Origin of the sequence: Streptomyces tauricus (genome assembly GCF_014650955.1) — a bacterium.
GTDB classification, from domain to species: domain Bacteria; phylum Actinomycetota; class Actinomycetes; order Streptomycetales; family Streptomycetaceae; genus Streptomyces; species Streptomyces tauricus.
Map to the genome: position 1 here is coordinate 105,609 of NZ_BMVY01000022.1, position 19,359 is coordinate 124,967.

The 19,359-nt window shown below is 73.2% G+C and carries 20 protein-coding genes; 13 read left to right on the top strand and 7 right to left on the bottom strand.

All coding sequences use genetic code 11. The features are described from left to right. Nucleotides 1-165 precede the first annotated feature (165 nt). The 5 genes from IE278_RS27910 to IE278_RS27930 are packed head-to-tail and all read left to right on the top strand — an operon-like array spanning nucleotide 166 to nucleotide 5,738. The gene (locus IE278_RS27910) at nucleotides 166-1,527 is read left to right on the top strand and encodes an NAD(P)/FAD-dependent oxidoreductase (RefSeq protein ID WP_189776034.1); all 1,362 of its coding nucleotides are present in this window, start codon (nucleotides 166-168) and stop codon (nucleotides 1,525-1,527) included. Continuing rightward, a complete protein-coding gene (locus IE278_RS27915; protein WP_189776035.1) occupies nucleotides 1,524-2,363 on the top strand; it encodes a DUF1365 domain-containing protein in 840 nt (279 codons plus the stop codon). The genes IE278_RS27910 and IE278_RS27915 overlap by 4 nt, the downstream gene beginning before the upstream one ends. Next, nucleotides 2,360-3,628 (top strand): SAM-dependent methyltransferase, encoded by a 1,269-nt coding sequence (locus IE278_RS27920; RefSeq protein ID WP_189776036.1) that lies wholly within the window; start codon nucleotides 2,360-2,362, stop codon nucleotides 3,626-3,628. Before IE278_RS27915 ends, IE278_RS27920 begins: the two co-directional genes overlap by 4 nt. Beyond that, on the top strand, nucleotides 3,625-4,935 hold the full coding sequence (locus IE278_RS27925) for a class I SAM-dependent methyltransferase (protein ID WP_189776037.1): 1,311 nt from the start codon (nucleotides 3,625-3,627) through the stop codon (nucleotides 4,933-4,935). The genes IE278_RS27920 and IE278_RS27925 overlap by 4 nt, the downstream gene beginning before the upstream one ends. Continuing rightward, nucleotides 4,932-5,738 carry a DUF1295 domain-containing protein gene (locus IE278_RS27930; RefSeq protein WP_189776038.1) on the top strand — a complete coding sequence of 269 codons (807 nt, stop codon included), beginning with the start codon at nucleotides 4,932-4,934 and terminating at the stop codon, nucleotides 5,736-5,738. The genes IE278_RS27925 and IE278_RS27930 overlap by 4 nt, the downstream gene beginning before the upstream one ends. A gap of 90 nt (nucleotides 5,739-5,828) precedes the next feature. On the opposite strand, the gene IE278_RS27935 is transcribed toward IE278_RS27930, so the two are convergent. The 3 genes from IE278_RS27935 to IE278_RS27945 all read right to left on the bottom strand — a co-directional run bounded on the left by IE278_RS27935 (nucleotide 5,829) and on the right by IE278_RS27945 (nucleotide 8,252). Continuing rightward, nucleotides 5,829-6,581, bottom strand: coding sequence for an anti-sigma factor (locus IE278_RS27935; protein ID WP_189776039.1), 753 nt, complete (start codon nucleotides 6,579-6,581; stop codon nucleotides 5,829-5,831). Then, entirely contained in the window at nucleotides 6,578-7,162 is a 585-nt protein-coding gene (locus IE278_RS27940; protein WP_189776040.1) for a sigma-70 family RNA polymerase sigma factor, read from the bottom strand. Before IE278_RS27940 ends, IE278_RS27935 begins: the two co-directional genes overlap by 4 nt. A gap of 484 nt (nucleotides 7,163-7,646) precedes the next feature. Next, entirely contained in the window at nucleotides 7,647-8,252 is a 606-nt protein-coding gene (locus IE278_RS27945; RefSeq protein ID WP_189776041.1) for a sigma-70 family RNA polymerase sigma factor, read from the bottom strand. Nucleotides 8,253-8,376: 124 nt separating this feature from the next. Between IE278_RS27945 and IE278_RS27950 the strand changes: the two genes are divergently transcribed. After that, on the top strand, nucleotides 8,377-9,501 hold the full coding sequence (locus tag IE278_RS27950; RefSeq protein WP_189776042.1) for a MerR family transcriptional regulator: 1,125 nt from the start codon (nucleotides 8,377-8,379) through the stop codon (nucleotides 9,499-9,501). Nucleotides 9,502-9,528: 27 nt separating this feature from the next. Here the strand turns inward: IE278_RS27950 and IE278_RS27955 are convergent, their stop codons facing one another. Further along, a complete protein-coding gene (locus tag IE278_RS27955; RefSeq protein WP_189776043.1) occupies nucleotides 9,529-10,902 on the bottom strand; it encodes a cryptochrome/photolyase family protein in 1,374 nt (457 codons plus the stop codon). A gap of 149 nt (nucleotides 10,903-11,051) precedes the next feature. Further along, on the bottom strand, nucleotides 11,052-12,584 hold the full coding sequence (locus tag IE278_RS27960) for an SDR family oxidoreductase (RefSeq protein WP_189776044.1): 1,533 nt from the start codon (nucleotides 12,582-12,584) through the stop codon (nucleotides 11,052-11,054). A gap of 219 nt (nucleotides 12,585-12,803) precedes the next feature. On the opposite strand from IE278_RS27960, the gene IE278_RS27965 reads away from it, so the two are divergent. Continuing rightward, complete coding sequence (locus IE278_RS27965) at nucleotides 12,804-12,971, top strand: DUF8839 family protein (protein WP_189776045.1); 168 nt, start codon at nucleotides 12,804-12,806, stop codon at nucleotides 12,969-12,971. A 35-nt stretch (nucleotides 12,972-13,006) separates the two neighbouring features. Here IE278_RS27965 and IE278_RS27970 read toward each other — a convergent pair whose 3' ends face one another. Continuing rightward, nucleotides 13,007-13,939: a LysR family transcriptional regulator gene (locus IE278_RS27970; RefSeq protein WP_189776046.1), complete on the bottom strand. Its 933-nt coding sequence runs from the start codon at nucleotides 13,937-13,939 to the stop codon at nucleotides 13,007-13,009. A 143-nt stretch (nucleotides 13,940-14,082) separates the two neighbouring features. Between IE278_RS27970 and IE278_RS43285 the strand changes: the two genes are divergently transcribed. The 6 genes from IE278_RS43285 (at nucleotide 14,083) to IE278_RS27995 (ending at nucleotide 18,549) form a co-directional block, all read left to right on the top strand. After that, entirely contained in the window at nucleotides 14,083-14,160 is a 78-nt protein-coding gene (locus tag IE278_RS43285) for a putative leader peptide (RefSeq protein WP_356543944.1), read from the top strand. A gap of 93 nt (nucleotides 14,161-14,253) precedes the next feature. Continuing rightward, on the top strand, nucleotides 14,254-14,607 hold the full coding sequence (locus IE278_RS27975) for a hypothetical protein (RefSeq protein ID WP_189776085.1): 354 nt from the start codon (nucleotides 14,254-14,256) through the stop codon (nucleotides 14,605-14,607). A 57-nt stretch (nucleotides 14,608-14,664) separates the two neighbouring features. After that, nucleotides 14,665-15,219 carry an NADPH-dependent FMN reductase gene (gene ssuE, locus IE278_RS27980; RefSeq protein WP_189776047.1) on the top strand — a complete coding sequence of 185 codons (555 nt, stop codon included), beginning with the start codon at nucleotides 14,665-14,667 and terminating at the stop codon, nucleotides 15,217-15,219. Between the two features lie 2 nt (nucleotides 15,220-15,221). After that, nucleotides 15,222-16,466 carry an SfnB family sulfur acquisition oxidoreductase gene (locus IE278_RS27985; RefSeq protein WP_189776048.1) on the top strand — a complete coding sequence of 415 codons (1,245 nt, stop codon included), beginning with the start codon at nucleotides 15,222-15,224 and terminating at the stop codon, nucleotides 16,464-16,466. Between the two features lie 116 nt (nucleotides 16,467-16,582). After that, nucleotides 16,583-17,728 (top strand): LLM class flavin-dependent oxidoreductase, encoded by a 1,146-nt coding sequence (locus IE278_RS27990; protein ID WP_189776049.1) that lies wholly within the window; start codon nucleotides 16,583-16,585, stop codon nucleotides 17,726-17,728. 125 nt (nucleotides 17,729-17,853) lie between these two features. Then, nucleotides 17,854-18,549: a nucleotidyltransferase domain-containing protein gene (locus tag IE278_RS27995; protein WP_246570751.1), complete on the top strand. Its 696-nt coding sequence runs from the start codon at nucleotides 17,854-17,856 to the stop codon at nucleotides 18,547-18,549. 9 nt (nucleotides 18,550-18,558) lie between these two features. On the opposite strand, the gene urtE is transcribed toward IE278_RS27995, so the two are convergent. Continuing rightward, entirely contained in the window at nucleotides 18,559-19,254 is a 696-nt protein-coding gene (gene urtE / locus IE278_RS28000; RefSeq protein ID WP_189776051.1) for an urea ABC transporter ATP-binding subunit UrtE, read from the bottom strand. Nucleotides 19,255-19,359: the final 105 nt, after the last annotated feature.

A 19,359-nucleotide genomic window follows, 5' to 3' on the forward strand; every position in this document is an offset into this window, starting at 1 on the left:
GCGGGCGGAACGCGATAGACGCCGCTTGAGTCCAGTCTGCTCTTATTTATTCCTTATGTGTAGAGATGCGTACATATATCTGTAGGTCATCCGGCCAATCCGGGCCTGTCGCAGCTTCGGAATACCCACGACGACTCCGAGTGGAGACGGCTGGGAGGAAGCACGATGGCAGCAGCGTCACCGGACGCCACGGCGGGGGACGGGGAGGGCATACCGGGGCGGACCGATCGGGCCGGGCCCACCGGCGGGCCCGGACGGCGCACGGCGGTCGTCGGCTCGGGTGTCGCCGGGCTCACCGCCGCGTACATCCTCGGGCGTACGCACCGGGTGTCCCTGTACGAGGCGGACGAGCGGCTCGGTGGACACGCCCACACCCATGAGCTGACGTCGTCGGACGGCCGGGTGCAGCGCGTCGACTCCGGTTTCATCGTGCACAACCGCCGCACCTATCCGAACCTGCTCCGGCTCTTCGCCGAACTCGGCGTCGCCACGCAGGAGTCGGAGATGAGCATGTCCGTACGCTGCGACGGCTGCGGCCTCGAATACGCGGGCGCACGGGGCCCCGCGGGACTCCTCGCCCAGCCCCGGAACGCGCTGCGCGGCCGGTACCTGCGCATGCTCTCCGAGGTGCCGCGCTTCCACCGGGCCGCGCGGCGACTGCTGGCCCGGGCGGACGCGGGAGCCGGGGCGGCGGACGACGCCCTCACGCTGGGCGGGTTCCTGGCCCGGCAGCGCTTCTCCGCCTACTTCGTCGCGCACTTCATGACCCCCCTGGTGTCGGCGGTGTGGTCCTGCGACGCGGCGACGGCCCAGCGCTATCCGGCGGCCTATCTGTTCCGCTTCCTGGCGAACCACGGACTGCTGTCGATCGGCGGCTCACCGGTTTGGCGCACGGTGACCGGCGGCTCGCGCGCGTACGTGGACCGGGTCGCCAAGCACATCGACGCGGTGCACACCTCGACCCCCGTCCGCGCGGTCCGCCGGCACCACGACCGCGTCGAGATCACTGCCGGGGACGGCACCACCGCCACGTACGACTCGGTGGTGCTGGCCGTCCATCCCGACCAGGCGCTGCGTCTGCTGGCCGACCCCACCGAGCAGGAGCGGGACGTGCTCGGCGCCTTCCGCTACTCCCGCAACACCACCCTCCTGCACACCGACACCTCACCGCTGCCGCGCGCCCGTGGAGCGCGCGCCTCGTGGAACTACCTGATGCCGTCGTGCGCCGCGGGCGCCGACCGGGTCAGGGTCAGCTACGACATGAGCCGGCTCCAGCGCCTCGACGCACCCGAGACGTACGTCGTCACCCTGGGCGGCCTCGACCGGGTCGACCCGGACCAGGTCCTCGCCCGCATGGTGTACGAACACCCCGTCTACACACCGGAGTCGGTGGCCGCGCAGCGGCGGCTCCCCGCGCTGAACACCGCCGTCACCGCGTACGCCGGCGCCTACCACGGCTGGGGTTTCCACGAGGACGGCTGCCGTTCCGGGGTGACGGCGGCCGAGGCGCTGGGAGTGACGTGGTGACCCACGCCCCCGCCCCTCGCCCGGCCACCGACCCGCCCGCCCCTCGCCCGGAGACGGTCACGCGCGTCCCTCGCCCGGACACGGTCACGCCCGGCCGCCGCCCCGGCACGGTCACGCCCGCCCTCTACTCGTGCGAGGTCACCCACGTCCGGACGGCGCCGACCCGGTACTCCATGCGCCATCGCACCTATCTGTGGCTCATCGACCCCGACCGGCCGCCCGAACTGCCGTGGTACCTGCGCCCGTTGGCCGGGTTCGACGCCCGCGACCACTTCGGCGGGGGCGCGCCGACGATCCGCGCGGGCCTCGACCGCTTCCTCGCCTCCCGCGGCGTCCACCTCGACGGCGGCTTGGTGGTGATGCTCGCCCACGCCCGCGTACTGGGCCACGTCTTCAACCCGCTCAGCCTCTACTGGTGCCACGGCCCCCAGGGCGAACTGCGCTGCGTCGTCGCCGAGGTCCACAACACCTACGGGGAGCGGCACAGCTATCTGCTGACCCCGGACGAGGCCGGAGTGGCGCGCACCGCCAAGGAGTTCTACGTCTCGCCGTTCTTCCCCGTGGACGGCGCCTACCGCATGCGTCTGCCCGTGCCGGACGACCGGCTCGACCTGAGCGTACGGCTGGAGCGCGACGGCGGCCGGCCGTTCACCGCGACCGTCCGCGGCACCCGCCGCCCCGCCACCCGGGGCGCGCTGGCGCGTGAGGCCGTGCGCCACCCGTGGTCCACCGCGGCCGTCTCGGCCGCCATCCGTGTCCACGGCATCCGCCTTTTCCTGCGGGGACTGCCCGTCCAGCCCCGCCCCCGTCATCGATCCCAGGAGAGTGCCGAATGAGGACAGCGGAGCCCGGCTCCATCGCCGGACGGCGTATGGACGCGGACCCCGAACTGTGGCCGGACGTGGTCGACCGGCCGGGTGCCTCGCGCGCCCGGACCGCTCTCACCCGGACCCTGGTACGCCGGGCGCTGGAACGCCTGCCGCTGCGGGTGCGGTTCCCCGACGGGACGCAGTTCGGCGCGGGCGGACCGCTCGTCGAGATCCACGACCCGGAGGCGTTCCACCGCCGTGTCGGCACCCGGGGCCTGATCGGATTCGGCGAGTCCTACATGGCGGGGGAGTGGGACGCCCCCGACCTGGTCGCCGCACTCACCGTCCTCGCGGGCAGCCTCGCGGAGCTGATCCCGGCACCGCTGCAGCGACTGCGCGGACTGTGGGCCCCCAGGCAGCCGGGCTCCCAGCGCAACACACCCGGCGGCGCCCGCGACAACATCAGCCGCCACTACGACCTGTCCAACGACCTGTTCGCGCTCTTCCTGGACGACACCCTCAGCTACTCGGCGGCCCTGTTCCGGGGCTTCCCCGCCACCTGGCCGCTCCTGGCCACCGCACAGCACCGCAAGATCGACCGGCTGCTCGACCTCGCCGAGGTCGGCGCGGGCACCCGGCTGCTGGAGATCGGCACCGGCTGGGGCGAGCTGGCGCTGCGGGCCGCCGCCCGCGGCGCCCATGTCACCTCCCTCACCCTCTCCCGTGAACAGCGGGACCTCGCGATCGAGCGGGTCCGCGAGGCGGGCCACGCCGACCGGGTCTCCGTGGAGCTGTGCGACTACCGCGAGGCCACCGGGACGTACGACGCGGTGGTGAGCGTCGAGATGATCGAGGCGGTCGGCGTGGAGTTCTGGCCCGTCTACTTCCGTACGATCGACGCCCGCCTCGCCCCCGGCGGCCGGGCCGCGCTGCAGGCCATCACCATGCCGCACGAGCGGATGCTGGCCGCCCGCCACACCTTCACCTGGATCCAGAAGTACATCTTCCCCGGCGGCCAGGTGCCCTCCGTCGAGGCGGTGGAACAGACCGTCCGCGACCACACGCGGCTGAGTGTCACCCGCCGCGACGCCTTCGGCGCGCACTACGCGGAGACCCTGCGCCTGTGGCGCGAACGGTTCGCCGCCCGCGCGGACGAGGTCGGCGCCCTCGGCTTCGACGAGACCTTCCGCCGGATGTGGACCTTCTACCTGTCCTACTCGGAAGCCGGGTTCCGCTCCGGCTACCTCGACGTCCAGCACTACCTGTTCACGAAGGAGAACCCGTCCCGATGAGTACCGCCCGCCCCGCCCGACCCGGGGCCGCCCACCGGCTCGCCGCGCCGGCCGAGGACGCGCTCGGCGGCCGTCTCCCGGTCCGGCTGCGCGCCTGGGACGGCAGCGAGACCGGCCCCGCCGACGCCCCCGTGGTCGTCGTACGCTCCCGGCGCGCCCTGCGCCGACTGCTGTGGCAGCCCGGTGAACTGGGCCTCGCCCAGGCTTACATCACCGGCGAACTCGACGTCGAGGGCGACCTCGCCCAGGCGCTGCGGGCCGTGTGGGGAGCCGTCCGTGAGCGGGGCGAGCATGCCCCCCGGTTCACGACGGCCGACCGCGTCAGGGCGGTACGGACCGCGCTGCGGCTGGGAGCCGTCGGCCCGCGCCCCGCCACGCCCGCCTCCCAGGCGCGCCTGCGGGGCGGACTGCACAGCAAGGCCCGCGACCGGGCCGCCATCAGCCACCACTACGACCTGTCGAACGACTTCTACCGGCTGCTCCTCGACGAGACCATGGCGTACTCGTGCGGCTACTGGACGAGCGACGAGGCCGAGTTCACGGACGCCGACGCCCAGCGGGCCAAGCTGGAACTCATCTGCCGCAAGCTGGATCTCGCCCCGGGCGCCCGGCTGCTCGACATCGGCTGCGGCTGGGGCTCCCTCACGCTGTACGCCGCCGAGCGGCACAAGGCGCAGGTCACCGCGGTCACCCTGGCCCGCGAACAGGCCGCGTACATCCGGGAGCAGGTCCGCGAGCGCGGTCTTGAGCACCAGGTCGACGTGGTGTGCCAGGACTACCGGGACATCGTCGGCGGCGCCTACGACGCGGTCGCCACGGTGGAGATGGGCGAGCACGTGGGGGACGCCGAGTACCCGGCGTTCGCCGCCGCCCTGCACCGCTTGGTGCGACCGCGCGGCCGTGTCCTCGTCCAGCAGATGTCCCGGGGGAGCAACGCCCCGGGCGGGGGTGAGTTCATCGAGGCGTACATCGCGCCCGACATGCACATGAGACCCATGGGACGGACGGTCGGGCTGCTGGAGGCCGCCGGCCTCGAAGTGCGGTCCGTGGAGTCGATGCGCGAGCACTACGTCCGCACGATCGAGGGCTGGCACCGCACGTTGGAGGACCACTGGGACGCGTTCGTCCGGCTGGTGGGCGAGGAGACCGCCCGGGTGTGGCGGCTCTACCTGGTCGGCGCAGCGCTCGCGTTCGAGGAGGGACGCATGGGCGTCGACCAGATCCTCGGCGTCCGTCCGGCGCCGGGCGGGGACAGCGGAATGCCGCCCTCGCAGCGCTCCTGGTACACGGCCCTGGACGGACGGTGAACGGGTTCCCCTGGGCGGCCTTCGCCCAGAACCTCGCTTACGCGGCAGCCGCCGCGCTGACCGTCATGCTCGTCACCTTCGCCGTCGCCGTCCGCAAGGGCCTGCACCGCGTCGTGGACGTCGCCTGGGGCGTCGGCTTCACCGCCGTCGCCCTCGTCTCGTTCCTCGCCTCCGCCGGTGAGGGGGACGAGGGGCGACGCCTCCTGGTCACCGCCCTGACCGCGGTGTGGGGGCTGCGGCTGGCCGCGCACATCGCCTGGCGCGGCCGGGGCCACGGCGAGGACCCGCGCTACGACGCGATGCTCGCCAAGGCCCCCGGCAACCGCGACCTCTACGCGCTGCGCATGGTCTACCTGCTGCAGGGCGCCCTCGTCTGGCTGGTGTCACTGCCCGTCCAGGCCGCGCAGTACGTGTCCGGCCCCCTGAGCGGATTCGTGTGGGCCGGGGTCGTCCTGTGGGCGGTCGGGATGTTCTTCGAGACGGTCGGGGATTTCCAGCTCGCCCGGTTCAAGGCGGACCCCGCGAACCGGGGCAGGATCATGGACCGCGGCCTGTGGAGCTGGACCCGGCACCCCAACTACTTCGGCGACTTCTGCGTCTGGTGGGGCCTGTTCCTCCTGGCCTGCGACTCCGGAGCGGCGGCCGCGGTGTCCGCGGTGTCCCCCCTGGTGATGAGCTTCCTGCTCGTCAACGGCAGCGGGAAGCCCATGCTGGAGCGGCACATGGCGGAGCGTCCGGGATTCGCCGAGTACCGGGCGAGGACCAGCGGCTTCTTCCCGCGCCCGCCGAAGCGGAGTGGCTGAGGCCCACCGGAGGCCGGGCCGCAGGGGCCACGCAAAGCTGACTGTGCCGCTCCCTCCCCCGCCGGGGAGGAAGCGGCACAGTCGGTCCGGTCAGGCAGGGAACGTCATCAGGGCCACGGGATCAGAGGTCGGCTCGGCCGAGCCGCCTGCCGGTTCGACCGTGATGCCCATCCCGGACGCCCCGTCCACCGCCCCCTCCAGGAGGACCGCCTCGGCCGTCCGGTGGGAGTCCATCAGCCCGGCCGACCGCATGGTGCCCCCGTCGTCGAACCACAGCTGATAGACCTTGCCGCTCGGCGGGGCGGCCATGCCCGAGGCGATGAAGACCGCCTCGTCCCGGCTCTTGGAGACCACCACCGTGCCGCGGGCCCCGCCCGCCAGTTCGGCGCCGGCCGTCCTGGCGTCCGAGGCGGCCAGCACGGCCGCGATCGCATCCGTACGGCGCTCCGACCGCCGGGCCTGCTCACTCGCGTCCTGCGCCCGCTCGTACTGCCACACGGTCGTCCCGCCGAACGCGGCCACCCCGGCCACACAGGCGGCGAGCGCCCACCGGGACAGCCTGCGGGCCCGGATGCCGCCGCCCGGGGGCCGGGTCAGGGGCACGACGCGCGGGCTGTCCTGGCGGACCGCCGTGATCCTTCGCATGACCCGGCTCTTGAGAGCGGAGGGCGAGGAGACGGAGACGGCGAGACCGAGCCGGGCCGCGGTCTCGCTCAGTTCGAGCGCCTCCCGCGCGCAGGCCTCACAGTCCGCGGCGTGCCGTTCGAACGCGCCCCGCTCCTCGTCGGAGAGCGCGTGCAGCGCGTACGCGCCCGTCAGCGTGTGCAGGTCGACCGTGCTCACGCGGTCACCCCCAGGCAGTCACGCAGCCGGATGAGGCCGTCGCGCAGCCGGGTCTTGACCGTGCCGAGCGGCAGTGCCAGCGACTCGGCCACCTCGCGGTAGGTCAGGCCGCGGTAGTACGCCAGGGTCACGGACTGACGCTGCAGTTCCGTCAGGGTGCGCAGACAGCGCCGAACCTGTTCGCGTTCCAGTCGGGCTTCCACCTGTTCCGTCACCTCGTCGTACTCGGGGGCGTGGTCGAGCAGGGCCGCCCTGTGCTCACGTGCGGCGGAGGCCTCGACCGAGCGGACCCGGTCGACGGCACGCTGGTGGGCGAGAGTGAGCACCCAGTTGATGACGGAGCCGCGTTCGCGCCGGTAGCGGGCGGCGGAGCGCCACACCTCGACCAGTACTTCCTGGGCCACCTCCTCCGACTGGGCCTGATCGCGCAGCACGCCGCGCACGACGCCGATGACGGGGCCCGCCACGACGTCGTAGAGCCCGGCGAAGGCCTGCTGGTCACCGAGGGCGACGCTGCCCATCAGGTCCTGCAGATCAGGTTCGGCCGAGGGGTTCTTGCCGATGTGCACGGCTTCTTTCACGAGGGGGTCCTCCGGGAGGCGAGCTTCGTACGGCTGGAATCCGTTGCCGGGGAGCCGGCGGATTGGTCAGGGGCGGATCTCTCTGCCCGTCCGTCCGTGCCGGGGCGCGTCGGCCGAAGCCCGAGTCCGGGGCGCCGTCGATGGTCCGGGACGGCGCCCCGGGCTGTTGGGCCGCGCCGGCGGGCCGAACGCCGACGCGACCTCCCCTCCCGGGACAGCCGACTGCCCCGGGAGGAGGTTCCGCGGGAGCGGCGGGCCGTGCCGCTCCTTGCCGTCCGGTCTTCCGGCGATACGGGCAGCCCGGATGCACCGACGTGACATCGGTCCGTTCCGAAGCGAAAGAGGCACGCCTCGAAATGAAGGTGACGTGAAGTGAAGCGAAGTTGGTCCGGTTTGTGGCAGCACTGAAAAAGATGCATCGTTTTTGCGTCGAACTGCGTCACCGGAGGTGCGTACCCGTCGGAACGGCCCGATCGCCGTCATGTCAGCCGCTCACTTCGCGGCGCAGTCCGTGCTTCAGCTGGTGCAGCCCGCGGCGGGCATGGCTCTTGACGGTCCCCAGCGGCAGACCGGTGCGCCGGGCGATCTGGGTCTGCGTCAGGTCCTCGTAGAAGGCGAGGCGCAGGACCCGCTGCTGGGTGGTCGGCAGCTTGGCCATCTCCCGCCCCACCAGCACCCGGTCGAGCACGGCCTCGGGCCGTTCCGCCACCGGATCGGCGAGCACCAGGACGGCCCCCGCCGACGCGACGAGCTCGGCCCGGCGGGTCCGGGCCGCCAGGGCATCGGCGATCTTGCGCTTGGCGATGCCGACGATCCACCCGGCGATCGCGCCGCGCTCGGGCCGGTAGCCGTGCCGGCCGCGCCACATGCCCAGGAACACCTGCTGGGTGACGTCCTCGGCCTCCTTGTCGTCGCCCAGCGCCCGCCGGGCGAGCGTGTGCACCAGGGGCGACCACCTGTCATGGGCTGCGGCGAGGCAGGCCTCGTCGCCGCGCACCAGGCCCCGGGCCACCTCTTCGTCGGTCAGTGGTTCGTCGTGCGGCACCCGCCGGGGAACGGTCAGCTGCGCGGGCGTCTTTTGTCCGGTCATGGCTCACGGCTCCTCGCCTCGGACGTCGGCCTCCAGGCCGCGCGGGCGGCCCGGTGCGGTCATCCTGGGAGCGATGGGGCGAAGCCTTCAAACCGCGTCGATTCTGCGTCGTATAGTCGTTTCCATGGATGAGCGGAGGGGGGACCCGGGTCTCCCGGAACCCGATACGAAGGAGACCGCGGCGGTCGGTACGGGGATGACGACCGGCGGCCTCGCCCGCCGTCTCGGGGTGTCGCCGACCACGCTGCGCTCGTGGGACCGCCGGTACGGACTGGGTCCCGCGGTCCGCGCCGACGGCCGGCACCGCCGCTGGACACCCCAGGACGTGGCCGTGCTGGAGGCGATGTGCCGGCTCACCTCGGCGGGAGTGCCACCCGCCGAGGCGGCACGCGCCGCCCGGGAGGCAGCCACCGGCACGGTGTCCGTCGAGGGCCGGGCCATGCAGGACGGAACCCGCCCGGCGCCTGCCGACCGGTCGCCCGCCGACCGCGCCCCCGTACCGGAGGACCTGCCGCCCACGGCCGACGACCGGCCGTCCGGGAGCGGCCGACGCTCGCAGGCGGCGGCCACCCTGCCCCTCGGCGATGTGCGCCAGGAATGCCGCGGACTGGCCAGGGCGGCCGTACGCCTCGACGCCCCGGCCGTGGACGGCCAGCTGACCTCGGCCGTCCGGCGGTACGGTCTCGCCGTCGCCTGGGAGGAGGTGATGGTGCCGACCCTGCACGCCGTCGGACGCAAGTGGGCGTCGTCCGGCGACCGCTATGTCGAGGTCGAACACATGCTGTCCTGGCACATCTCCACCGTGCTCCGCCGGGTCACACCGGTCTCACGGACGGCCCTGCCGGACAGCGCGCCGGGCCCCGTGGTCCTGGCCTGCGTCCCCGGCGAGCAGCACACGCTTCCCCTGGAGGCGCTCAACGCCGCGCTCACCGAACACGGCATGCCCACCAGGATGTTCGGCGCGGCGGTGCCGGCGGAGGCACTCACCGCGGCGGTACGCCGACTGGGCCCCGCGGCCGTCGTCCTGTGGGCCCAGGCCCGTTCCACGGCGAGCCTCCCCCTGGCCCGGCACGTCGCCGCCACGCAGTGGGGCGTGCGAGGCGCCCGCAGGCATCCGACGGTCGTACTCGGCGGCCCCGGCTGGGCGGGCCGTTCGGCCCAGGGCATGCTGCGCCCGCCGAGCCTGAACGAGGCCCTGTCCGTCCTCACGGCCCGCTGGGAGAGCGCCGCGCCCGGACCGGTGGGCTGACCGGGGACAGGTCGGCCGGTCGCCGTCTCAGACGCGCCCGCGGGCGTGCCGGAAGCGGGTCAGCGCGTCGGCGAGGTCGACGACGGGCTCGGGATAGTCGTAGGCGGCCCGCTCGGGCCCCTTGAGCTTCCACGGCTCGTGCACGGCGGCCCCGGCAAGCCCTTCGAGTTCGGGCACCCAGCGCCGTACGTACGCGCCCCGGGGGTCGTACCGCTTGCCCTGGACGACCGGGTTGAGGACCCGGTTGGGGCGGCTGTCGGTGCCCGTTCCCGCCACCCACTGCCAGTTGAGCTGGTTGTTGGCGATGTCACCGTCCACGAGGAGGCTGAGGAAGTGGTCGGCGCCCACCCGCCAGTCGACGTACAGCGTCTTGGCGAGGAAGCTCGCGGTCAGCAGGCGTCCGCGGTTGTGCATCCAGCCCTCGTGACGCAGTTGCCGCATGGCCGCGTCGACGACGGGATAGCCGGTCAGCCCCGCCTTCCAGTCCTCGATCTCCTGCCCGGCCGAGTCCGGTGACCGCCACAGGTCGTTGCGGGTGCGCAGGTCCTTCTGGGACGCGGCGGGCCGCGCGGCCAGCACCTGGTGGTGGAAGTCCCGCCACGCGAGCTGCCGTACGAAGGCCTCGGCGCCCGGCCCGCCCGCCTTGCGTGCCCGGTGCACCAGCTCCACGGCGGACAGCGTGCCGAAGTGGAGGTGAGGGGAGAGGCGCGAGGTGGCGTCCCCGGCGAGATCGTCGTGGCCGTCCACGTACGCGTGGACCCCGCTCCGCAGCCAGGCCGTGAGCCGCTTCCTGCCCTCGCGCTCGCCGCCCGCGGCGAGCGCCGGGGACAGGCCGGACAGTTCCCCGCGCGTGGGCAGCCGCTCCGAACCGATGCCCTCCGGTACGCGCACGGCGCGGGGCGCGCCGAGCACCGGACGCTGGTGGTACAGCTCCCAGCGCCGGAAGTACGGGGTGAACACCGCGAAGTGGTCCGAGGAGGCCGGTGTGACCGCGCCGGGTGCCAGGGCGGTGACGACCTCGTCGTGGACGTGCAGCCGGCGCCCGTCGCTCTCCAGGGCGGCTCGCAGCCGTTCCTCGCGCCGGTGGGCGTGGGCGGACACGTCGGCGGCCATGTGCACCTCGTCGGCGTCCGTCTCGGTGACCACCTTGCACACCTCGTCGACGAGGTCGCCCGAGCGGTGCACGAGCCGGCCGCCGCGCTCCCGCAGACCCGCGTCCAGGTCCCGCAGGCAGTCGGCGAGGAACGCCAGCCGGTTGGGCGCGGCGAAGCCGGCCCGGTCGACCGCCCGGTCGCGCACGAAGAGGGGCACCACCGTGCGCGAGCCGTCGAGAGCCGCGTGCAGCGGCGGATGATCGTGCAGCCGCAGGTCGGAGGTGAACAGGACGACCGAGACGTTCATGGCGGGACTCCGGGACTCCGGGAGGGGAGGAAGGGGGTGAGCCGGGGGCCGCGGTGCCGGCGGCCATCAAGTACTTCCGGACCGGGCCGCCCGACGGATGCGGCCGTCGCGGGGCGGCCGGGGCGGGGCGGCCGGTGCGGCGGCCCGCGTCAGCCGGCGGGCGTGCGCGACGGTGCCGCCGCCGGGGGACCCGTCTTCGCGGCGGTGCGCGCGATGTTGCGGGCCATGCCGCCGAACACGACGGCGTGGAACGGCGACACGCTCCACCAGTAGGCGTGGCCCAGCAGCCCGTGCGGATGGAAGAGGGCGCGCTGGCGGTAGCGGACGCGGCCGTCGTCGCCCGTCTCCGCGCACATCTCCAGCCAGGCCAAGCCCGGGAGCCGCATCTCGGCGCGCAGGCGCAGCAGCCGGCCCGGTTCGATCTCCTCGACGCGCCAGAAGTCGAGCGAGTCGCCGACCCGCAGCCGGGCCGCGTCCCGGCGCCCCCGGCGCAGGCCCACCCCGCCGATCAGCCGGTCGAGGAGCCCGCGCGCCGCCCAGGCGAGCGGGAAGGAGTACCAGCCGTTCTCGCCGCCGATGCCCTCGATCACCCGCCACAAAGCCTCGGGCGAGGCGTCGACGACCCGTTCGCGCCGGTCCGTGTAGAGGCTGCCGCCCGCCCAGTGGGGGTCCGTGGGCAGCGGGTCGCTGGGGACGCCGGGCAGCGAGGCGGACGACCAGCGGGTGGTGACCCGGGCGTCCTGGATGCGCTGCAGCGCCAGGCGCACCGACTCCTCGAAGGGGATCGGGGTGCCGGGCGGGTCGGGCACGTACCGGGCGATGTCGTGCTCGTGGCAGACCACCTCGTGGCGCAGCGACTCGGTCAGCGGGCGGGCGATGGACCGCGGCACGGGAGTGACCAGGCCGATCCAGTGGCTGGACAGCCGCGGGGTCAGGAAGGGCACGGGCACGATCAGCCGCCGGGGCAGCCGCGCGACGGTCGCGTACCTCACCATCATCTCCCGGTACGTCAGGATCTCCGGGCCGCCGATGTCGAAGGTCCTGCTGACGTCGTCCGGCATCCGGGCGCTGCCCACGAGCGTGCGCAGGACGTCCCGCACCGCGATCGGCTGGATCCGCGTGTGGACCCAGTTGGGGGTGACCATCACCGGCAGCCGTTCGGTGAGGTACCGCAGCATCTCGAAGGAGGCCGAGCCCGAGCCGATGATGACCGCCGCGCGCAGCACGGTCGTCGGGACACCGCAGGCGAGGAGGATGCGCCCGACCTCGGCGCGGGAGCGCAGATGCGGCGAGAGTTCCCGCTCGGGCACTCCGGCGGGGGTGAGTCCGCCCAGGTAGACGATCCGGCGTACGCCCGCCGCGCGGGCCTGCTCCCCGAAGATCCGCGCGGCCCGGCGGTCGGTCTCCTGGAAGCCCTTGCCCGTGCCCAGCGCGTGCACCAGGTAGTACGCGACATCGATGTCCCGCATCGCGGCGGCGACCGACTCGGCGTCCGTGACGTCGCCGCGTACCACCTCGACGTCACCGGCCCACGGATGGTCCCGCAGCGCGCCGGGGGAGCGGGCCACACAGCGCACCCGGTGCCCCTCGGTGAGGAGCTCCGGGACCAGGCGGCCGCCGATGTACCCCGTCGCGCCCGTCACCAGGCAGCGCAGCCCGGTTCCGGTGTCGTCACCGCTCATGGTGGTGTGGCCCTTCTGGTCGTCCTGTCCGGCTCTGTCCGCTGGCCTCCTCGTGATCCCTTCCCCGCGCCGGCCCTCCACGGATGCGCCGAGTGGGCCACACGGGCCATACGGGTCATCCGGGTCATGAGCGTCCGGGGCGTACGGGTACATGTGCGGGGCGATCGGGGGCAGACGAGTTTCTGCAGAGACGTCGGTTCACACGGAAGGTCGGTCGTCATGGGTGCGAAGGTGCTGGAGCAGTTTCCCGCGGGAGCCCCGCGCGGATCGTGGCCCGCGGAGGAGTACGCGGCGCGTCGTCGGGCCGAGGGCGAGCCCGCGGCCGTGGTGATGGATCTGGAGTCGGACGCGTTTCTTGTGGTGGTCCCGGCGCACGAGAACGACTGACGACGACCGGCCCTCCGCCCGCGGACGGCTTCGCGTCAGGCCGTGGGGCGCACGGCTTCGGACATCGTTCCCCCGAGTGCGGCCGCCCGGCGCACGAACACCTCGTGCAGATCGTGCGCGGCCCGAGGCACCGAGTCCGCCCTGCGCCGCTGGAGCATCAGCAGCACCCGCGTAGAGTCGCCGGCCAGTGGCCGGCAGGTGATCGCCCCCTGCCGGGTCAGCGGATCGTCGATCACACTGAAGTCGGGCAGCACCGTGGCGCCCAGCCCCTCCGCGACCATCAGCTTGCCCATCTCCGCGCCGTCGGTGGAGTAGGAGAAGGACGGCTCACGGTCGCCCAGGAGCCGGTGCACGAACCGGTTCATCACATAGCCGGAGCGCATGGCGATGAGCGGCTGGGCGAGCAGGTCCGGCACGCTCACCACGGACAGCGACGCCAGTGGACTGTCGGGCCGCACACACACGACCGGCCGCCCCCACAGCAGTTCCGTGTACTCGAAGTCGGCGGCCACGTCGTCGCCCTCCAGGTGGTTCACCAGACCCAGGTCGAAGCCGCCCTCCAGGAGGGTCCGGTGGATGTCCGACTGCTGCGCGCCCACCACCTCCACCTGGGTCTCCGGGTGCGCAGCCCGGAACTCGCGCACGGCCGGGAACAGGAGCGGGACCGTCGCCGCGTTCACCGTGCCGACGCGCACCATGCGGCTGATGCGGTGCTGCTCGCCCGCGGCGCCCCGCAACCGGTCCACCGCCTCCAGCACGTTGATGATGTGGGGCAGCAGCTCCCGCCCCTCCGCGCTCATCTTCGCCCCGGAGCGTTTCCGCTCCAGGAGGTCGACCCCCAGTTCACGCTCCAGGTTGCGGACGGTCTCGCTCAACGCGGGCTGCGAGAGGTGGAGTTCCTCGGCGGCCCGGCGCAGTGAGCCGAGCCGGGTGACCGCCGTGATGTATTCCAGCTGCTCTATGCGCACCCGGTCACAATGCGGGGCCCGTACTGCCCTGTTCAAGGGTTTCCCTGTCACGCCTTCGTGAAATTCGCCGGTCCGGGATACGAGACCGATCGGGTATTCCTTGACGGTCCGGACCGCCGGCTGCCACGATCGAACACATGATGATGCGACTGGACCTCACGCGGCGACGCCATGTCGACCTCGCGCGCGTCTCCAGCGCCGCCTGTTGCTCCGTGGCCTGATCCGCCGGATCCGCGGCCCGAATCGCCGGGCCCGCCGCGCCCCACCACGTTCCCCCCAAGGCTCCCGGCCGCCGCCGATCGCTGTCGCTGGCCGTGCGACGCATTCCGCCGCCCGAATTCGACGATTCACCGAACGCCGCCGACGCCAATGAGCGGACGCCGCGGACGCCGCTGAATCGGCCCCCTGAATTCGGCCTGCCCGAATTCCCGCAACAGGAGTTCCCCATAAGCACCGTCACGCCCGCCGACCCGCAGACCCGCCCCGCCCCGGAAACCGCCCAGGAGTGGATCGACCGCGTCACCGAGGCGGCCGCCGTTCTCGCCACCGCCGCCCGCCGGCGCACCGTCCGCATCCACACCCTCCACGACCCGGTCGCCTACAAGCGGCGCGAGGTCGGCCGCCGGGTCCTCGAAGGAGAGCTGCCCGAACCCACCTGGTACTCCTGACCGATCCCGTCCGGGGCGCCTCCCACGCCGAGGGGCCCCCGTCCCGAAAGAGGACCCATGGCCACCGTCCTGTCCGTCTCCGGCAGCCCCTCCGCCTCCTCCCGCACCAACCGCCTGCTGCGCCACCTCGACCACCGGCTGACCGCACAGGGCCACGAGGTGATCCCGCTCGACGTCCGTACGATCCCCGCCGACGCCCTGCTCGGCGCCGACTTCCGGCATCCGGCGATCGTCGAGGCCACCGCCCTCGTCGCCCGGGCCGACGGTGTCGTCATCGGCACCCCCGTCTACAAGGCCGCCTACTCCGGGGTCCTCAAGGCGCTGCTCGACCTGCTCCCGCAGTACGCCCTCACCGGCAAGACCGTGCTGCCCCTGGCCACCGGTGGGACGACCGCACATGTGCTGGCCATCGACTACGCGCTGCGCCCGGTCCTCAGCTCCATGGGTGCCCGACACATCGTTCAGGGCTGGTTCACCCTCGACAAGGACATCGTCGTCGGTGAGGACGGCGGACTCACCGTGGCGCCCGCGGCGACCGAGGCGCTGACCCAGGTGCTCGACCAGTTCTCCGAGGCGCTGGGCCGCCGGCCGGTCCTGGCCGCGGCGAGCTGACCATGTCCACACAGATCTCCGAGGAGACCGGCGCGCGGCTCCCGGCGGAAACCCCCGTGCGGGGGACGGCCGCGGTCATCGCCGACGACGCCGAAGCCCTGGCCGTGGCAGCCGCCCTGGCCGACGTTTTCCGGGTCGGGGCCACCGGCCGGGACGCCGAACGCAGGCTTCCCCGCGCCGAGTTGGACCGGCTCTCCGCCTCCGGTCTGCTCGCCGTCACCGTGCCCGCCGAGCACGGCGGCGCCGACGTGACCCAGGAGACGCTCGCCGAGATCTTCCGCCTCCTCGCGTCCGCCGACGCCAGCCTCGCCCAGATCCCGCAGAGCCACTTCGTGTACGTCAACGTGATCCGCCGTCAGGGAACGCCGGAACAGCGGGCGTTCCTCTTCGGCGAGGTACTGGCCGGGCGCCGCTTCGGCAACGCCCAGTCGGAGGCCGGCACCAAACACGTCCAGGACATCCGCACCCGCCTGGAACGGCGGCCGGACGGCTCGTACGTCCTCACCGGCGTCAAGCACTACTCCACGGGCGCCCTCTTCGCCGACTGGATCCCCGTCCTCGCCCGCACCGAGGACGACGACCTGCACGTCGCGTACGTACCCCGGGACGCCGAGGGCCTTGAGGTCGTCGACGACTGGGACGGCATGGGCCAGCGCACCACCGCCAGCGGTACCGTCCGGCTCGATGCCGTGCCCGTGCCCGCCGACCGGGTCCTCCCGCACCATCTCACCTTCCGGGGACCGCAACTCCACGGCGCGGTGGCCCAGTTGCTGCACGCCGCCATCGACGCCGGGATCGCCGCCGGCGCCCTCGCCGAGGCCGTCGACTTCGTCCGCACGAAGAGCCGCCCGTGGTTCGAGAGCGGAGTCGACACCGCGGCCGAGGACCCGCTGCTCATCCAGCGCTTCGGGGAACTGGCCGTCCAGGTGCGGGCCACCGAGGCGCTGCTCGGCGCGGCGGCCCGCGCGGTCGACACGGCCCGCGCCGGCCTCACCGAGGAGTCGGCCGCCGAGGCGTCCGTCGCGGTGGCCGCCGCCAAGGCGCACGCGGCGGCGACCGCCGTCGAGGTGTCGAGCGCGCTCTTCGAGGTGTCCGGCACCCGGTCCGCCCTCAACTCCCTGAACCTGCACCGGCACTGGCGTGACGCACGCACCCACACCCTGCACGACCCGCCCCGCTGGAAGATCCAGCACATCGGCCGGTACGTACTGAACGGCACCCTGCCACCGCGCCACGGACTCCTCTGAACACGACGGAGTCCCCTGAGCCGGAAACCGAAGAGCCACCCCCCACCTGAAAAGCCGCCCCCCACGCGAAGAGCCGCCCCCTCACACCGCCCGCGCCCCGATCGGAGAACGCACCCGTGTCCCTCACCTTCCACTGGTTCCTGCCCACCAACGGCGACAGCCGCCATGTCGTCGGGGGCGGCCACGGCACCCCGGCCACGGTGTCCGGCCGGGACCGGCCGCCGACGGTCGCGTACCTCAGTCAGATCGCCCGCGCGGCCGAGGACCTCGGCTTCGTCGGCGCGCTGACACCCACCGGGGCCTGGTGCGAGGACGCCTGGCTCACCACCGCGATGGTCAGCCAGCACACCGAGCGGCTGAAGTTCCTGGTCGCCTTCCGGCCCGGCTTCGTCTCGCCGACGCTCGCCGCGCAGATGGCGTCCACCTTCCAGCGCCAGTCCGGCGGACGGCTCCTCCTCAACGTCGTCACCGGCGGCGAGAGCCACGAGCAGCGCGCCTACGGCGACTTCCTCGACAAGGACGCCCGCTACCGCCGTACCGGCGAGTTCCTGCAGATCGTCCGGGGCCTGTGGGAGGGCGGGACCGTCGACCTGGACGGCGAGTTCCTGAAGGTCGAGGACGCCAAACTGGCGCGCGTGCCCGACCCGGTCCCCGAGGTGTACTTCGGCGGCTCCTCGCCCATCGCCGGTGAGGTCGCCGCCAAGCATGTGGACGTCTACCTCACCTGGGGCGAGCCGCCCGCCCAGGTCGCAGAGAAGATCGCGTGGGTGCGCGCGCTGGCCGAGAAGGAGGGCCGCACCGTCCGGTTCGGCATCCGGCTGCACGTCATCACCCGGGACAGCTCCGAGCAGGCCTGGGCGGAGGCGGAACGACTGCTCGCCGGCTTCGACCCGGAGACCGTGAAGTCCGTACAAGCAGGCCTCGCCCGCAGCGAGTCCGAGGGCCAGCAGCGCATGCTCGCCCTGCACGGCGGCGGCAACCGGGACGGGCTGGAGATCCACCCCAACCTCTGGGCGGGCATCGGCCTCGTGCGCGGCGGGGCGGGCACCGCCCTGGTCGGCAGCCACGACGAGGTCGCCGAACGCATCACCGAGTACCACCGCCTCGGCATCGACGAGTTCGTGCTCTCCGGCTACCCGCACCTGGAGGAGGCGTACTGGTTCGGCGAGGGCGTCCTGCCCCGGCTCGCCGCACAGGGCCTGTGGCAGCACCCGTTCGCCGCCCGGTCCGCCCCCTCGGCGCAGGTGCCGTTCGCGAGCTGAGCCCCCCGGCGGCCGCCCCGCGCCCCGGAAAATCGCTGTACGCGACCGCCGCCCGGGTGATGACCTTGTGCGAGCCGCCCGGCTCGCACAAGGCAGCGGGACGGCGGGGGAGAGGGGGGACGGCTGTGACCGTCAAGAACGTCCTGCTGTCCGGCATCGTAGGCTCGACCGCGTACGGACTGGCCCGCGAGGGCTCCGACGTGGACCGGCTCGGTATGTTCGCCGCCCCCACCGAGGACTTCCACGGCCTGCACGGGCCGAAGGAGACCCACGTCACGACCAAGCCCGACAACACCCTCCACGAAGCGGCCAAGTGGTGCAGGCTCGCCCTGGGCGGCAACCCGACCGTCACGGAACTGGTCTGGCTGCCCGACGAGTTGTACGAGGTCCGCACCCCGCTCGGCGACGAGCTGATCGGCATCCGCACGACCCTGCTCTCCGCGAAACGGGTCCGCGACGCCTACCTCGGGTACGCCACCCAGCAGTTCAAGCGGCTCTACGACCGCGGGGACGGCCCCTCCTCCGCGGACACCCGCAGGCGCACCGCCAAGCACGCCCGCCATCTGCGGCGCCTGTGCCACCAGGGCTTCGAGCTGTACGCCACCGGTGCCCTGACCATCCGCATCGAGGACCCGGACGACTACCACCGCTTCGGCGAGCAGGTGGCGGCCGACGCGATGGTCGCGCTGCCCCTGCTCCAGCGGTACGAGGCGGCCTTCGACGAGACCCGCAGCGCCCTGCCGGACCAGGCCGACGAGGCCCCCGCCGAGGCCTGGCTGCGCCGGGTCCGGGCCGAGTACTTCACACGGCCCGGGCCGTGAGCGGGCCGCTCATACGCTCAGCGCCTCCCGCACCGACCGCTCGGCGTCCTGGCCCCCCTCGCCCGACGAGGTGACCCGCCCCGCCTCCAGGACGTAGTACCGCTGCGCCGCCCGCATCGCGAACCCCACGTGCTGCTCGACGAGGAGCACGGAGAGCCCGCCGCGCGCGGCCAGGGCGAGGATCGTCTCCTCGATCTCCGCCACGACCGAGGGCTGGATGCCCTCGGTCGGCTCGTCGAGCAGCAGGATCCGGGGGTCCGTCACCAGGGCGCGCGCGATGGCGAGTTGCTGCCGTTGTCCGCCCGACAGCAGCCCCGCCCGCCGTGTCGACAGGGTGCGCAGCACCGGGAAGAGGTCCAGCGCCTCCGCGATCGCCGCCTTCCCGCGCCTGCGGCCGTCGGCGACGAGCTGGAGGTTCTCCGCCGTGGTGAGATGAGGGAATGCCTGCTGCCCCTGCGGCACGTACGCCATACCGCGGGCCACGCGCTCGTGGGGCCTGCGGCGGGTGACGTCCTCGCCGTCGAGCCGGATCGCGCCGCCCGACGGGGTGAGCAGTCCGACGGCCGCCCGCAGCAGGGTGCTCTTGCCCGCGCCGTTGTGCCCGAGCACCGCCGCGACACCGTCGTCCGGCACCTCGACGGAGACGCCGTGCAGGACGAGACTGCGGTGGTAGCCGACCCGGATGTCGTCGATCTCCAGCTTCATGCGCCTCGCACCTCCTGTACGGCGGCGCCGGTCAGACCGCCCGGGGTCCCGCCAGCCGGTTCCGGCTCGTCCGGCAGCTCCGGTCCGGTGTCCCCGAGATCCGCG

What these genes read in the sequence shown, in the direction of transcription:
- IE278_RS27910 (WP_189776034.1), top strand. Translation starts at nt 166, where the DNA reads ATGGCAGCAGCGTCACCGGACGCCACGGCGGGGGACGGGGAGGGCATA.
- IE278_RS27920 (WP_189776036.1), top strand. Translation starts at nt 2,360, where the DNA reads ATGAGGACAGCGGAGCCCGGCTCCATCGCCGGACGGCGTATGGACGCG.
- IE278_RS27925 (WP_189776037.1), top strand. Translation starts at nt 3,625, where the DNA reads ATGAGTACCGCCCGCCCCGCCCGACCCGGGGCCGCCCACCGGCTCGCC.
- IE278_RS27945 (WP_189776041.1), bottom strand. Translation starts at nt 8,252, where the DNA reads ATGACCGGACAAAAGACGCCCGCGCAGCTGACCGTTCCCCGGCGGGTG.
- IE278_RS27950 (WP_189776042.1), top strand. Translation starts at nt 8,377, where the DNA reads ATGGATGAGCGGAGGGGGGACCCGGGTCTCCCGGAACCCGATACGAAG.
- IE278_RS27955 (WP_189776043.1), bottom strand. Translation starts at nt 10,902, where the DNA reads ATGAACGTCTCGGTCGTCCTGTTCACCTCCGACCTGCGGCTGCACGAT.
- IE278_RS27960 (WP_189776044.1), bottom strand. Translation starts at nt 12,584, where the DNA reads ATGAGCGGTGACGACACCGGAACCGGGCTGCGCTGCCTGGTGACGGGC.
- IE278_RS27965 (WP_189776045.1), top strand. Translation starts at nt 12,804, where the DNA reads ATGGGTGCGAAGGTGCTGGAGCAGTTTCCCGCGGGAGCCCCGCGCGGA.
- IE278_RS43285 (WP_356543944.1), top strand. Translation starts at nt 14,083, where the DNA reads ATGCGACTGGACCTCACGCGGCGACGCCATGTCGACCTCGCGCGCGTC.
- ssuE (WP_189776047.1), top strand. Translation starts at nt 14,665, where the DNA reads ATGGCCACCGTCCTGTCCGTCTCCGGCAGCCCCTCCGCCTCCTCCCGC.
- IE278_RS27985 (WP_189776048.1), top strand. Translation starts at nt 15,222, where the DNA reads ATGTCCACACAGATCTCCGAGGAGACCGGCGCGCGGCTCCCGGCGGAA.
- urtE (WP_189776051.1), bottom strand. Translation starts at nt 19,254, where the DNA reads ATGAAGCTGGAGATCGACGACATCCGGGTCGGCTACCACCGCAGTCTC.